The following is a 15,632-nucleotide window of genomic DNA, read 5'->3' as shown; positions in this document are numbered from 1 at the left end:
ACGAGCAAAAAAATTCGAACTATGCTAACAAACATAATGAATAAACCATGCTTTATTAGGCTGCTTTTCGGTTAAACTCACTTAGCTTTGTATATGCAAGTGTGGGTATATTTTTAGCTTATGCTTTAGGGACTGTACATTACAGCCATTAAAATATGAACTGTTTCGTTTAGATGCTTGAAATTAAAAATACACTTCGACACTAAACATTTTCGTTAATCTCTCCGCTCACTCGTATGTTATTATCCATCACAAGAATTTTAGCAAAACCGCTTTCGCTTTCAGCATCGCTCTCAAAACGAATACTACTCCCGTTCTTAGCAAAAAATCGTCCGCCACCCTCATGAAAATACTCTTCATTTTCAACATACGGTAAGGCGTTAAGTACAAAACCATTGGCTGTTTTTTCTAGCACCACATCAACGTTAACTGGCTTTGTCACCACATAGGTTCCAATGTATTGGCTTAGTTCCTCTTGGTTTATGGGTACTAACTTCCTAACCTCAGCTTCCGAGTAACCAACGTTCAACGCTTCTTTTAGCCGTATTTCTAGTTCAGTTATTAACTGCCTACCGTTGTTGCCGTTCGTCATAATGGCGTAGCCGTTGCCGGTATCTAGCTCAATGTATAGCTGCGACATAAACCCAGCATCAGCGCCGCCGTGGCCAAAGCCCAGAATTTCTCCATCGTCACTCATGTTGATAAAAGAGCCGATGCCAACATTAGGTGGCTCAATACTTGGCGTATTGTTGGTTAACATTTCTTGCGCGGTGGCTTGCGATATCCAGTCGGTTTTCTTCCCTAAATACGCGCTACGCAAGCCGTTTGCCATTTTTAACATGTCTGATGGTGTGCTCCACATGCCGGCTGCTGCAAGCGTAGCGTAGGTATGCGGGCCACCCTTAATTGGCGCGCCGTCGCCGTCATAAGGCGTAGCCATATTGTTTGATAAGTTGGTCGATATGGGTTGTTCGAAGCCTGAACGTGTCATGCCTAAAGGTTCAAACAAAAGCCGTTGCGACATAGTTGGCAGGGGCTCGTTAGCTACGTCTTGCAAGGTGAGTTGAGCAAGCGTAGTGCCGCCACCGGAATAATGCATTTGCGTGCCAGGTTGAATATCAACAACAACGGCATCGGTATTGGCGGGAAATACACCTTCTAGCACCTGATGCAAAGTAGGCACGGGTTCGCCCGCTGCGTAACCAGGAAAGCCATGTACTGTGGTGCCTGCCGTGTGGCTTAATAATCTGCGTAAAGAAACAGCGTCTTGCCCTGTCCATTCATGTTCAGGCAACTGCCAGCTGGTGAGTAAGGTATTAACATCTGCATCTAAATCTAGTGGGTTATCTTCGCGGTACTTCATCAATACTGCCGCAAATGCGGGTTTTGAAATACTGCCTGCTTGGAATACCGTGTTTTCATCAATAGCCAATTCAGAAGTCAAATCTTTAACGCCGCTTTGCATGGTCCAAGCTATTTGCCCATTTTTCATAAACGCGACAGACACACCAGGTACATCATAATGCGCTTGTCTTTGCTCCAAAGATTGGTAATCAACCTCTTGCCCTTCAATTCGAATGCGTTCAGTAAGCCCAGTTTTTAAAAGGTTGGCTTCTTTTGATTCTGCGGCAGCAGAAGGGGAGGCGGGCAAGGTTTCAGGCTCTGTACAGCCCAATAACGAAACTAAACAAAACGAAAGTGTTAAAGAGGAGAAGAGCGTGATTGATGTCATTATGTGTATTCCATTACGAGTGAACGTACCAGAGTACGTTCCTACTATTATTCGGTCAATGCTGACGATTTTCTAGTTCAGGCACTTGATAGCTAGTCGCCTGTACCTTCCGCAATCTTCTTTCGCAAGTTAGCCAACCGCGTTTTAAAAGCACCATTTTCAACATTTTCTTCATAGCTCATTGCTAGCGCTTTCTCTCGCATTTCAAGTGCCATGGCTAATTCGCCGTTAGCTTCATAACCGTCTGCCAGGCTGTCGTAGGCATCAGATTTGTTAGGGAAGCGAGCTGTATTTTTCTTAAAAATTGTAATGGCAGAGTCAAACTCTTGGTTGTTTAGCGCCGCATAACCCGCGTGGTTTACGGCTTTATATTCTGGCTTTGCTTCAAAAGCGTATTTCGCAGAAAGGTCTTGATAGTATTGCTCTACCGCAGGAATACCTTCTTGTATTATCGCACCTGTTGGGCGTAAGGAATTTAGCTGCTTTTGAAGCGCCAAGCTCATACCTGCAAGTGCAGTCGTATTGTGGCTTTCAGATGTGTCTAGCTCCGTGTCAAAGATAAACCCTTTTCGTTCGCTGCTATTTAGCAGTTCAGAGTAACGTTCGTATGCGCTTAGCATGTTTCCTCCTTCGTTACCCATATTGATATAAAGGTATTTGTTAAGGTCGCTATCTGACGCAAAGAACGCTTTTGCTTCTGGAAATATCACTTCGTCGTGCCACCACAAACTTGGGCTAAATGCGAAGTAAGCTTGAAACAGTTCAGGTCGCTCTTGCAGTGCGTATAAGGTAAAAAGGGCGCTTAATGAATGCCCAGAAACAATCGCGTAGTTATTAGTGCGATAGTTTGCCTTTACGTATGGCTTTAGCTCTTTTTCTAGAAAGTCTAAAAAGTTGTCGGCACCACCAGATATTCCCCACTGGTTGTAGCTTTCATCATAGGTAGGTGTGAAGTCTCGCGTGCGCTCGGTGTTGGTAATACCGATAACAATCATTTCCTGCGCCATTCCAGACTGATTTAGCAGATCAAGCGTGCCTACGGTATGGGCAAAATTACGCTGTCCATCTAGCAAATATAAAACTGGGTAGGTGGTGTCTTTGTAGCGGGAATAGTTATTAGGTAAGTGAATAAGCAGTTCTCGCGACTCATTCAAAACTTCTGACTTTATTGTTGTAACCACGGCCTCGCCACGTACCTTGGCGTTTACGTGAAAGCTAAGGCTAAAAGTAAGTAAGGCGCCGATAAAAACACAGGCAAGCTTTTGATACATTTGAATTTCCTTATTCTTTGTAATCGGAGCGGATCACTGAATTGTAAGTTACTAAAAAAGTAGAAATTAAACCTGTCACACAAATCAGAGGTTGTCAAAATTACATCAATTCGTGATAAAAATTACCCAAGGTTTTTACCCTAATGAATTTGTAGAGTGCGAGAAATAGAGGTTTTGCAACTCATTTAGTTGCCGTTGCAGTGGCGGACACTTTAGCGGTTATACCCAAGGCGGGGATTACACGATAAATTAAAATTGAACAAAAAGTGTACAAATTAATTTTTATTGTGTATAAAAAATGTACAGAAAGGGATTTTGACATGAAAAGACAACTATTATTTTTTATTGTGGTTTTGGCGGTCAGCGGCTGTGCATACACGCCAAAAGAGGATCTAGAAAAATATAAAAATAATTCTAGAAAACACATTCTCCGGGTTTCAAACCACGGTTACCTCATAGAAGACGGAATCACTCTTCAAAACGGTTTAGCAGATACAGCTAGCAAGCATCTCACTATTGAAGAAACAGCTTACAAATATAGCGATATTTTTACAGGGGCTTTTGAGCTGGCATGCGAAAATGGCAGAGTTTCGTTATCTGATGCTCAAAAAAATGAGTGTAAAAAGTCTGCTCGACAGTTTATGAAGGAGGTAGCGCGTTGCTCAGTTGGGCAGCCCTCAGGTGGCTGTGACAGTATCAACTCATCTAATTTTGAGAGATTTTTTGTCGAGAAATCTACCCCAATAAAACTGCTAGTGTATTTTCACGGGGGATTGAACAAGTATAAACACACCGACCAAAGGATGGAGTCACAGATTGGCTCGATTATGAAAGGACTGCCAAAAACTAAATTTCAAAATAAAAAGGTCGGGGATAATAGCTTACCTATCACTGAGCATTGGCAATTCCCTGTTTTTGTTTCTTGGCCATCTTCAGCTTTGGATACTTACAAAGAGCACTTGCTAGAACTAAGAGAGGGAAGGAGAGTTGCCCCCAGCTTGTCATATTTTTCTTCTCCCATAATTTTGATAGAAGATCTTGTTACTTCAGTGGGCGAATTCCCTATGAATGTCTACTATCAATTCACAAACGATAAAGATCGACTTGCATCAAGAGGTGGCATTGGATTATCACATGTTTGGATAGAGTCTGATAACCAGTTTGCGAGCTTACAATGCGATCGCAATGATACAACTCAGCCAAATGAGTTTGCAGTAAAAGAAATTTTTCTCAAAGGCGACTCTGTGATACGGATAAACCGCTCTGAATACAATCGCAACTCGTTTCAGCACAAGTTGAAAAGTGGCGTGTTCATAGCTGCTACACCTTTTAGGTACGTTCTAGGTAGCGCATGGAATGGAACCATTGCTGGGAACGCGTGGAAAGTAATGAAGCGTAGAGCCAGAAACATGTTTGACCCGACAGGGGATGCAGATAACCGCCTGCAAAAAGAAAATTTAGAGTTGTTTAAAGATGGTATAGGTAGTTCGCTCGGTTCTTTTTTTGAAAGCCTCTTCGCTCTTAAACAAAGATATCCAACGCTGAACCTGCAGTTAAATTTGGTAGGCCACAGCATGGGAACAATTGCTATTAACAATCTATTAGAAAAATATGAATCGGATTGGACCGAATCAGGAGTCTTAAAAAATGTTGTTTACATGGCTGCTGCAGCTAGTACCGAAGAGACTCTCTCTATTGTTCCCGACTTGATGAAATCTGACAATTCATTTGACTTCTTCAACTTAACTTTAAATAGAGTTTCCGAAGTTGCAGAGTTTTACGCTTTTGGTTTTGCGCCTTCGGGCTCGCTATTGGTATCGATAGACAAGTATCACGACGAACCAGAGCATCACTTGAAGCGAACATTCGGCTCTGAAATAAATGTGCGGTCTTCTTTACCTGCAATTCTTAAGTCCTTTAATGGCGTTAAGGGGAACGTGGTTTTAAAATCATTTAACGATATCGAAGCACTTGAAACATCGTTCAATATTCCTGTAATGCATGGTGACTTCGGAGACCTAGATTATTGGCTACCCTCAACGTGGGCAATCACAAATGCAAATTATGAAAAGCCCACAGCTAATCAAACCTTCAAATGTGAACCGTTAATAGAGCGCCCATATAAACCCAGTGAAGGTGAAACTCAAAAAAATTCAGATGTCTTATTCATTAACTAATCAAGGATGAGAAAATGAAACTATCAAGAATGTGTTGTTTCATAATTGCGAGTACGGCTTTATTCAGTTGTTCAACAATTCATAAAGGGCCTGAAAGCCATATATTTTCGGTTAATGCTGTGCCGGCTTTTGACATTGGAACAATTGACAAGTTAGATAGCAACAAGTTTGAAGTCAAATATACCATCGATGATCAAAAAGTGTTCAGGTATGTTCAGTATTTAAAGGATACGTTAAGGAAAAAAGTAAAACAGGGACGAGTTGGAGAAGAGTCTTTCTCGACATTTCAAGTAGTAACAGCAGCTTTAGCTTCTGCCTTCTCAGCATCGACAGGTGTTCACCCTGATGTTGTCACATCGTTAGCAGGATTAAGTGCTCTATCTCCTGATATTGCAGACATCATCAGCGCTGGTGAAAAAGCAAAAGCTTATGCCCAAACTCTCGAAATGATAGAATCTGCAGATGCAGCGTATATTCAAGCAAGAGCCCAAGCAACAAGTAGTTCGAATGAACTCATACCTAGCTCAACTTTAACACCTCAGGGCGCCGTTCTGTTTGTCAGTACCGTAGCATCTCTTAAAGTTATGCGAGACGCTCTTTTGGGCACTATTCCTAAAGTTGAAGATTTAGAAAAAGCCATGGGAAAATATGCGCAGTTCGCTATGGCTGAGTCAGAGATAGAAGTAGAAGTTCCTAAAGCGAATTTGGCGGCTAATAAATCTATTAATGCGAACAAAACACTCTATTCACGTGAGATCATACTTTATAAAGGTGATGAAATAGCAAAATGCAGCTCGTCTACTCCTGCGGTACTAACAGTTACTTGTACTAGCGCCAATAAAGATTCCATAACGTTGCAGGCAGAAAGCGTCGGTAACGCTAAAGTTACTGTATTGAGTGACAGTGGAGAATTAACAACGGTCGATGTCACTGTTAAAGAAATCTAAATAACCAATAAATAAGGTTGGGCGCTAGCATTGAGTAAATCTGAGCTGTGTTAGGAGCCCAAGCTTGATAAAAATCACCAAGTCATTAATTGGCAAGCATTAACTTTTCAATAGATTGCTCGATGATAGTTCGCAAGTTTTGTTTGTCCTGAGCGGGCAAATAGCGGGTGTGAGCACCAATAAACTCAGGTGTTAAATAGATGCGTTTTATTGCAGCGTTTATACGCTCTATGTGCTTTGCGCCCTGAGACGTATTGGGGCAGATAACGTGGCCTGATACATAGTCAGGGTTATCTGCAATAGAGTAACTGCGCACTTTAATAGGCATGTTCTCTCCAAAACTTCTGTATAAAGTTGCTGGAAAAATGAGTGCAAAATCAGACTTTCCTTTTGAAAACATTTCCATAAAGCGAGAGTAATAAATATTATTTGCTATACGAAGGATTTGCTCTCGATTAACTTCCTTTAGATCGTCGTCTATCCTTTCACCGAATGAGTATTCTTCTGGTAACACAATAAAAGAGTCTGGAAAGGCTTCTAATACGCGAGATATGCTCAGTATTCGGTCTTTTTCATCTAAAAATTCCTTTTCTATTGGTGGCAGTGAAGCCAGTTGGTAAAAACGCTGTGTCTGGAAAAAGCTAAGCGGTAATGAGTAAAGGTGATTTTTTTCGCGTTCAGGTGCTTTTATTTTATTAAGTACGCAAATGTTTTCGCCATGCTGCATATACGCAAAAGAACGCACAAGTGGAACATGAAGCACGGGATCTGTATACCCTATTTCATCAACTAGCATTTGTACCGTATCGACAGAAGTAGAATAGGGATTGCCTTGCAGATTTACCCTTTCAGTAAGAAATGCATTGTCTGCGTGAAACGCCAAAACATTATTCTGCTCATTGCTGCCACTCGAACTTGCATGAGCAAATTTCACTAATGTTATTAAAATGAATAGTCCAACCCTGAACAACTTTTTACTCCTTGGCAAAACCTCAACGCTCGTCACTTTGTCTCGTGTTAAACGTACTATTATTTTGTGACTCTATTAGGAAAGGTAACAGCGTTTAATTTACGTAGTTTTTAAGCGCGGCTTCTACGATTTGATCAATTTACCATCTTTTTAATGTGTTTTTATGAATATTAGAAAGGTTTTGACGCGCGACTAACGAGAAATTTAGCCTTGTGTAATTAGATTCTGTAGAGGGAGTAAAAAAGCCGCAATCAGCAACGTGATGCGGCTTTCCGAGCTGGGCTGACTAGGCAGCCTTATAGAGCAATTGCGTAAAAGGGGTTAGCTAGAACGACCCTCACTCATAGCTGCCTGTTCAAATACCTTAACTCTAGACATATGATCACCTCCTTATCTTCGTTGCTAAAACTTTTTGGAAAATAACACAGGCGGTATTTTAGTAAAGTGTCGCTGCATTAAAGAAAGTTTAGGAAAAGCGCGCACGACTCACAAACACGAATAGCGAAACCAAGTCGATAATATAAACCTGTTTAATTAAATCTACGTAACCAATGCTAACTGAAACCCTTTGCGCCGCCCGTTTACGTGCAATTAACGTCTTAACGTGCAACCAGCAGTACGCAAACCCTCAAAAAGGCTAGAACTTAATGCAAACAACAAGCACGCACAAAACCAGCAAGCGTCGGAAAGCCGCACTATTGGTTGCGCTTTTTGCCACCTCTTTTTTTACCTTTGCTCAGTCGAACACATCTGAACAAATTGAAATGAAGGGCAGTAAGGGCACTATTGTAACGGGTAATGTTCAGGCGTCCTTCGATAACCCCTGGGCCATGACATTTTTGCCAGACGGGCACAGCTTGGTAACGGAAAAAACTGGCACTCTATGGCTGCTTGATGAAAAACAGCAGAAGCGTTTTGCTATTAGTAATGTGCCAAGTGTTACTGCGCGCGGGCAGGGCGGTTTAGGTGATGTCATTATTCACCCTGACTTTGCGTCGAATAACACCATTTATATTTCGTACATTGAACGAGATGAAAAAGACGATGCGTTCAGCGGTGCGGTGATAGAGCGAGCCACGCTTACCTTATCTGATAGTGGCGCGAAGCTGACTGATAGAGAGCTAATTTGGCGTCAGTCGCCTAAGGTGACGGGGAACGGGCATTACTCTCACCGCATGGCATTTTCACCTGATGGCCATTTATTTATCACCTCGGGCGAGCGCCAAAAATTCACGCCAGCACAAAACATGGCGATGAACTTAGGTAAGGTGCTGCGCTTAAACGACGACGGTAGCGTGCCTGAAGATAATCCGTTTTATGGTCAAGGCAACGTAACAGAACAAATCTGGACATTAGGTCACCGCAATCCGCTAGGCATCGATTTTGATGAGAAAGGTAATTTATGGGCTCATGAAATGGGGCCGCGCCATGGCGACGAACTTAATATTATTGAACGAGGTCGCAACTATGGTTATCCAGCAGTGTCGCAGGGCGACCATTACTCAGGCGTGAAAATTCCTAACCACGAAGACTACCCCATCTTTAAGTCGCCTGAATTGGCATGGGTGCCTGCCATTAGTCCTGCCGGTTTTATCATTTACAAAGGCGATAAGTTTAGCGACTGGAAGGGAAATGGTTTTATAGGCGGTTTGTCTTCAAAAGCGCTGGTCCGTGTTGCATTTAATAAAGACGATGAAGGCAACTGGAAGGTTGAAGAAGCAGAGCGCTACGAATGGGGTAAGCGAGTACGCGAGGTTGAGCAAGACAGTAAGGGCAATATCTATGTTCTTGAAGATAAAGAAGGCGGAAGGCTGATAAAGCTCGATTTTTTGAATGATGAGTAGAGTTTTAAAACTGCGTAAAGAGGAACAGTGGTTGCTTGAACCCGGTTTTTTTTGTGTTCTAAAATTGCCGGTAAGCGAACATTAAATTAACCCAAATCGCATAGCGAGCATTACAAATCTATATACCGATATGATACGTTGCGGATTATAGCCAGCGCGACTTAACTGATACAAACCTTAGGAACTCTATGACTCAATCGACTCAGAACTTTAACTTTGAACGTTGTGAAGATGAACCTATACATATTCCCGAAAGTGTCCAAAGTTATGGTTTTCTCATCGCGTTCAACTACGAAGATTTAGAGGTTTCGATTGTTAGTGAGAACTGCAACACGATATTTGCCGACGAGATCATAGGTAAAGGTTTTTTAGATATACTCTCTTCTGATACAGACGAGCGCGCCTTCCTAGAAGAAACGTTTGATAGAGTTTCTAAGAGTAAGATAAGACTGCCTATTAAACTGCATCTTAAAGCTTCGCTTTTAAAGGAAGGTGCGGCAATAGATTATTTAGCCGTAGTCTATGATTCAGGTTGTCACTATGTGGTTGAGCTTGAGCCAGCAACTGAATTTAGAGACACCTACAGTGCAGAGCAATTTGTTAAGCTCTATTCAATGTCTATCGCTCCACGCTTCAAAGAGATGACATCGTTGAAAGAGATGGCTCAAGAGATGGTATCAACCATCAGGTATCTGACTAACATGGACAGGGTAGTGCTTTATAAATTTAATAAGGACTACTCAGGGAAGGTAATAGCGGAAGCCAAGTCTGAAGACATGGAATCTTATCAAGACTTGTATTTTCCCGCGTCGGATATACCAAAACAAGCCAGAGAGCTGTATAAGACGAATTGGGTGAGGCTTACTCCCGACACAGAGTTACCTGCATCTCGGTTGATTCCGTCTGTCGAAGAATCGGAAAGAGAGCGACTAGACCTCACTCGTTCGTTGTTGCGCACATTTTCACCTATTCATCTTCAATACATCAGAAATCAAGGTTTACGTGCTTCATTTTCCATTTCGTTAGTAACGGATGGAGAGTTGTATGGGCTTATTTCCTGCCACCATCGCGAGGCTTGTTATATTCCACAAAATGTACGACTGCAATGTGAGAATTTAAGTCAACTGTTCAGCTGGCATTTGTTAGCGAAAGAAGAAGAAATTGCGAAACGCAAAAAGCATGTTACTGATAAAGCGGTTGATGCGATGTTGGATAGAATCGGTCCAGCAAATCCTATTAGCCGTGTAGTCAAGAGCGGTGAACGCGCTTTTTTAGACGCGCTTAATAGCTCAGGGTTTGTTTATTATTCACAGTACGAGACTATTACACTCGGTTCTACTTTACCGGTAGAAGTCATCAAAGACATTTTTTCTAAAGCAAGTAGTGAAGGCGGCTTTCCTTACACTAACGATTCCCTTTATCACGATTACCCTGAAGCCAGAGAACATGGTATTGCGGGTATTATGATCATCCCACTGTTTGAAAAGAAGCAGTATTTTACTGCTTGGTTCAGGAAGGAAACCCATCGAAATCAAAAGTGGATAGGCGCTAAAGATGAGAAATCGGAAGATGCACCAAAAGCAGAGCGTCTTAAGCCCCGTTCATCTTTCACTATTCATACCCGTACAATTAAAGGGCGCTCAACAGCGTTTGATAAGACGGACGTCGACACCGCAAACCGGTTAAATAGAATGTTTCTTGTTTACGCGCTTGATGTGCAAGAGCGCATGCATATCAGTATTCAAGAGCTTGAAAAACAAGATAATTACAGAAATGAATTTCTCGCTACATTGGCCCATGAACTTCGAAATCCGTTAGGGCCTATTATGTCTGGGGCAAGTATTCTAGAAACGGTTGATGATGAAAAAACGCGAAAAAGAGTGACAGCTATCATTAATCGTCAAGCTGAATATATGTCTAAACTTATCAATGATTTGATGGACGTGTCTCGCATCACGCGAGGGAAAGTTAAACTTGAATTTGAAAGATTGAAAATTCAAGACGTGCTTTCAGACTCTCTTGAAATTGTTGAGCAACAAGTAAAAGCGAAAAAGCATGATATAACGGTTAACTGTCTTGAAGAAGATGTGACAGTATACGGAGATAAAGCACGTTTAAGCCAAATCTTTTCTAATATCATTCACAATGCAACTAAGTATACGAAAGAATCAGGAAAGATAGTCGTAGAGATCAGAAAAGACGGGGTCATGATTGTTGTTGCTGTTAAAGATAATGGCATGGGAATACCCGAGGATAGGCTAAAAGATGTTTTCAATATGTTTACCCAAATTGAAGCGCACTCTACTCACACTAAAGGCGGTCTTGGTATAGGGTTAACTTTAGTGAGTAAGCTTGTTGCGTTACATCATGGTGAAGTGTCTGTGATGAGCGAAGGTGTTGATCGAGGAAGTACCTTTGAAGTCAGGTTGCCTATTTCTAAAACAGCCTACGAGCAATCTGAAAATCAAAAACTGGACCCTGTTATACAAAGCAGAAGTAAAGTCATGTTCGTTGACGACAATGCTGATCTCATTGACGCTTATTGTCTGCTGGCAGAGTCTATGGGTGTGACTGCCCTAGGCATTACTTCTCCGAAAAAAGCTGTTGATGCATTTAAAACCTTTAAACCTCACTCTGTATTTCTTGATATCGGCATGCCAGACATAGACGGCTATCAGTTAGTAAAAATGCTTAAAGCCTTGCCGGAATCAGAAAATGTTAAGTTTTATTCTCAAAGCGGGTGGGGCTCAGAGAAATATGTAGAGGACTCCCAAGCGGCAGGCTTCGATCAGCATTTCGTAAAGCCATTGTCAAAAGACACAATTCAGTCGGTACTAAGCTAAAACATCTGTTAAGAGGTTGAAGCTTACCGACTGAATGACTCAAATGCTGTGAAACGCGTTATAATGCCGGACAAACGTAATTAGGAATAAATATGAAAGTCTGTGGTGTAGATTTAAAAGGTAATGAAGCAATTGTTAGTTTGGTGTCGCTAGCTGACGGCTTGTTTCATTTGCCAGATTGCCGTACGCGCCGTTTAACGCTTGCTGATACCAGTGCAAAGGGGCTTAAGAGCTTCCAAAGCACCTTCGTTAAACTTGTAGAAGACTACAAAATTGATGCAGTGATAATTCGTCAGCGCCAAAGCAAAGGTAAATTTGCAGGTAGTGCAATTGGCTTCAAGTTAGAGGCTACCATTGAATTGATTGAAGGGCTTCAAGTTGTAGTATTTAGCCCAACGGATATTAAAGAATCACTACGTAGAAATCCGCTAGCAGTGCCATTTTCTGACACGGGTTTAAAACAGTTTCAGGAAACCGCTTTTACAACGGCGTACGCGTGGCTTATGAAAAATGAGTATGCCTCTCAAGAGTCAGACGAGTAATAATCAGGAGCGGTTGGCTCAACGTTTATTTTCAGTTTATTTAATTGCGCCTGCATTTATTGTGCGGGCATTGTTTTTCTTAATTTCACTTATCCCAGCCTGAAAGGCTTTACTTCACCATTCCCTCAACTTTCGCATTCATCTCTACCAACGCTGTGTAAAGTGCTTCTAACTGATCGCTAAAACCAGCTACACTTTCATGTTCATTACGCTTTATCGTTAGCTCAATCGTTGCAGCTAGCTCAGCTAAGGCGTAAGCGCCAATGTACCGAAGGGCAGTTATGTATATATGCGCTATACGAACAATAGAAGCATAGTCTTTTTCATCAATGGCTTTTCGAAGGTTATCTAGCTCTTTGTTAAGTGCTGCAAAGTCATTAAGTAACTCTTTATACAAAGTCTCGTCATTTAACATTGCTTGCATGGCTTGAGATTTATCTATAAAGCTCAGCGGTATTGTGTTTGCCGATGGCCCGCCGGTTACTTCAGTGGTCGCCGTCGACTTTTCTTTATTTAGCACTTCAACAAGCACGTCAAAGAAGCGATTTGGGTCAACCGGTTTGTTGATGTGGCCGTCCATGCCCGCTGCCAGGCTCTTGTCAATGTCTTGCTGCATGGCGTGAGCCGTCATGGCAATAATCGGCAAAGTTAATTTCAGCTCATCTCTGATTTTTTTAGCTGCTGTTAACCCGTCCATAACGGGCATTTGAATATCCATCAATACCACGTCATAGCTGTTATCTTCACGTAAGGCTTTTATGGCTTCAAAGCCGTTGCTAACCACTTCAATATTCGCGTGGGTGTCGTTTAACAGACCAAGGGTTACTTTTTGATTCAGCGTATTGTCTTCTGCGAAAAGGATCTTCGTTCCGCGCAGATTGGGCACAGGCGCAGCATCTGCTGGTAGGGTTCTTGTGTTCACGTTTAAGCAAAGCTCTTGTAGCTTATCTACAAGCTCACTAGTGCTAAAAGGCTTTTTAATGAAGGTTCGAATACCTAGTTGGTTAGCCTGCTCTCGCATATGAGGCGACTCGAATGCATACAGCATTATCACCTTCGGTGGCTTAATTGAAAACTCCTGTTTCATGATGGCTGCAACTTCCAATCCATCAATGTCAGGCATATTCCAATCTAAAATAAGTACGTCGTAAGGCGCACTGTTTCCCACAGCAGCACGCATTTTGGCTACGGCTTCTTTACCGCCGGTCGCAACATCTGCTTTAATGTTAGCCACTGATAGCGACTCGATAATAGCGTCACGCGACACGCCAATGTCATCAGCAATAAGCACCTTAAGTAACGAAAGTTGCTTAGACGGCGATACAATTTGTTGGGAAGCATCCTGTTTAACGGTTACGGTAAAATGAAAGCTTGCGCCTTTTCCAAGCTGGCTCTCAACCCAAATCTCTCCGCCCATTAATGTGACTAACTGCTTACATATTGCTAATCCTAGGCCGGTGCCGCCGTATCGACGAGATATAGACTCATCACCTTGGTTAAATGGTTGAAATAGCAAAGCCTTTTGCGTGCTGTTTAGCCCAATCCCTGTGTCTTTAACTTCAAATTCAAGCTGAATGTCTTCTACATTATGCGTGCATCTAACGCTTACCGAAATCAGTCCATCCTCGGTAAACTTAAGAGCGTTGCTAACTAAATTGCTTAGAATTTGCTGTATGCGTAACGGGTCGCCGATGAGGTTTAACGGTACGTCACGTGATATATGCTGAATAAGCTCTATGTGCTTTTCCTCAGCGCGCCCTAAATGCAATCTAATGGTTTGGTTTACTAGCGCGTCTAAATTGAATTGCGTCGATTCAATATCAAGCTTGCCCGCTTCTATTTTCGAGAAGTCGAGTATGTCGTTAATTATGCTTAGTAGGGTTTGCGACGCGCCTTCAATCTGAATAAGGTTCGTTTGTTGATCTTTATCTTCTGCAGCCCGCTGTGAAAGCTTGGTCAGGCCGATAATGGCGTTAAGCGGCGTGCGAATTTCGTGACTCATGCGTGCAAGAAAGTCAGATTTTGCTTTTGTTGCTTTCTGAAGGTCTTGAGTAAGTGCATCGAGCGCCTTACGTTGTTGGCGAGTTCTAAGCCATAGGCCAACGACTAAACCTAATGAAAGGATCACGAAACCGATGAAATACAGCTGAAACGTGTTTTGCTTTTTCTGTATGAGGTTACGCTGCTCTTTTAGCTGGTTGTCTTTCTCTAGAAGCTTGATGGTTTCTTCTTTTTCGGAAATAGAAAGCCGTACGCGGTTAAGGGCTAACAATCTTGACTGCTGTTCATTAAAACTCTCTTCATAAGTTTTCGTGTATAGCTTTGAATATTCTAATGCGGCTTCAAAATTGTTGGTTGATTCAAGGAGTGAAATGAGCTTTTCCAACATGCTTAGAACCACTGACTTGTCGTTTTTTATGGCGTCTTTTTTTAATCCACCTTCAAGTTCGCTAATAGCCAAGTCTATTTGATTGCGTTTAATGTAGATGTCGACCAAGCGCAGTAGTCTAGACCCTTCGTTGTATTTAAAACCAACTTTGCGATCTGATTCCGCAGCGCGGTTCAACATGGTTAGCGCTTCAGTTAAATTGCCTTGGGCGATATGTAGCTCAGCCATTTTGGTATGAACAATGCCAATAAAGGGGTAGTGCACCTCTTTGAACAATTCTTCTGCCAGCAGAAGGCTTATTTTAGCGTCTTGATAGTCGCCCAGTTCCGTTTGCGCGTAACCTTGGAAAAAGTAAGCAATGGCTTTGTTTTCTTTATCATTTAAACGCTGGGCTGCGGCGAGGAAGTTTTGACCTAGCTGCAACATCATTTCGTAGTTTTGCAGCGACATGTACACATTGCCCATAGCGCTATATACAAGCAAGGCGTTATCGCTATTTACTTCAATGAATGCAGCAAGGGATTTGTTGAGCGCTTCGAGTGCACGAGCATGCTCACCTGACAAGTCCAAAATTAGCCCTTCTAGGCGAAAAGATTCTGCCAGCGCCATGGTGTTGCCGCCTTTTTTTGCAAGCTTGCGGGCTTCCAACAGAGTTTCGTACCCCGCAACAAGGTCTTGCTCAAGTATATGCTTATAAGCTCTTAGATTGAATAAACGGGCTTGCTGAAAAGCGTTCGGGTGGGCGTCGAAGAAGTAGCCTAGCTCAGTGAATGTGGTTTCTACAGACTCATCATTGTTTTGAATTCGCTGCTTCAGTTCGTCTAGCGTAGTGACTGATGATGTGGTGTTAAGTGGTTCTTTTAAAAACGCAAAAGTAGGAAGCGCCATCGTAAAACAAACGATAGCGAAGATGCATT

9 protein-coding genes are annotated in these 15,632 nt (G+C 42.3%); 5 read left to right on the top strand and 4 right to left on the bottom strand.

Annotation, left to right across the window (positions count from 1 at the left end):
• Positions 1–202: 202 nt before the first annotated feature.
• Positions 203–1,732, bottom strand: a complete 1,530-nt coding sequence (locus tag ACFI6L_RS01490) for a serine hydrolase domain-containing protein (protein ID WP_462573291.1) — start codon at positions 1,730–1,732, stop codon at positions 203–205.
• 92 nt (positions 1,733–1,824) lie between these two features.
• Positions 1,825–3,003 (bottom strand): alpha/beta hydrolase-fold protein, encoded by a 1,179-nt coding sequence (locus ACFI6L_RS01485; RefSeq protein WP_462573290.1) that lies wholly within the window; start codon positions 3,001–3,003, stop codon positions 1,825–1,827.
• Positions 3,004–3,323: 320 nt separating this feature from the next.
• Between ACFI6L_RS01485 and ACFI6L_RS01480 the strand changes: the two genes are divergently transcribed.
• Both ACFI6L_RS01480 and ACFI6L_RS01475 read left to right on the top strand, forming a co-directional pair.
• On the top strand, positions 3,324–5,180 hold the full coding sequence (locus tag ACFI6L_RS01480; protein ID WP_171337820.1) for a hypothetical protein: 1,857 nt from the start codon (positions 3,324–3,326) through the stop codon (positions 5,178–5,180).
• Positions 5,181–5,194: 14 nt separating this feature from the next.
• Positions 5,195–6,127 carry a hypothetical protein gene (locus tag ACFI6L_RS01475; protein ID WP_462573289.1) on the top strand — a complete coding sequence of 311 codons (933 nt, stop codon included), beginning with the start codon at positions 5,195–5,197 and terminating at the stop codon, positions 6,125–6,127.
• 85 nt (positions 6,128–6,212) lie between these two features.
• On the opposite strand, the gene ACFI6L_RS01470 is transcribed toward ACFI6L_RS01475, so the two are convergent.
• The gene (locus ACFI6L_RS01470) at positions 6,213–7,010 is read right to left on the bottom strand and encodes a hypothetical protein (RefSeq protein WP_462573288.1); all 798 of its coding nucleotides are present in this window, start codon (positions 7,008–7,010) and stop codon (positions 6,213–6,215) included.
• Positions 7,011–7,744: 734 nt separating this feature from the next.
• Here ACFI6L_RS01470 and ACFI6L_RS01465 point away from each other — a divergent pair.
• The 3 genes from ACFI6L_RS01465 to ACFI6L_RS01455 all read left to right on the top strand — a co-directional run bounded on the left by ACFI6L_RS01465 (position 7,745) and on the right by ACFI6L_RS01455 (position 12,326).
• Complete coding sequence (locus ACFI6L_RS01465) at positions 7,745–8,941, top strand: PQQ-dependent sugar dehydrogenase (RefSeq protein WP_462573287.1); 1,197 nt, start codon at positions 7,745–7,747, stop codon at positions 8,939–8,941.
• Positions 8,942–9,129: 188 nt separating this feature from the next.
• Positions 9,130–11,784 carry an ATP-binding protein gene (locus ACFI6L_RS01460; protein WP_338852025.1) on the top strand — a complete coding sequence of 885 codons (2,655 nt, stop codon included), beginning with the start codon at positions 9,130–9,132 and terminating at the stop codon, positions 11,782–11,784.
• Positions 11,785–11,876: 92 nt separating this feature from the next.
• Positions 11,877–12,326 carry a DUF3010 family protein gene (locus tag ACFI6L_RS01455; protein WP_462573286.1) on the top strand — a complete coding sequence of 150 codons (450 nt, stop codon included), beginning with the start codon at positions 11,877–11,879 and terminating at the stop codon, positions 12,324–12,326.
• A 109-nt stretch (positions 12,327–12,435) separates the two neighbouring features.
• On the opposite strand, the gene ACFI6L_RS01450 is transcribed toward ACFI6L_RS01455, so the two are convergent.
• On the bottom strand, positions 12,436–15,603 hold the full coding sequence (locus ACFI6L_RS01450; RefSeq protein ID WP_462573329.1) for a hybrid sensor histidine kinase/response regulator: 3,168 nt from the start codon (positions 15,601–15,603) through the stop codon (positions 12,436–12,438).
• Positions 15,604–15,632: the final 29 nt, after the last annotated feature.

Source organism: Alteromonas sp. G4i35 (assembly GCF_054960375.1).
This window is presented reverse-complemented; position numbering and strand designations above follow the sequence as displayed.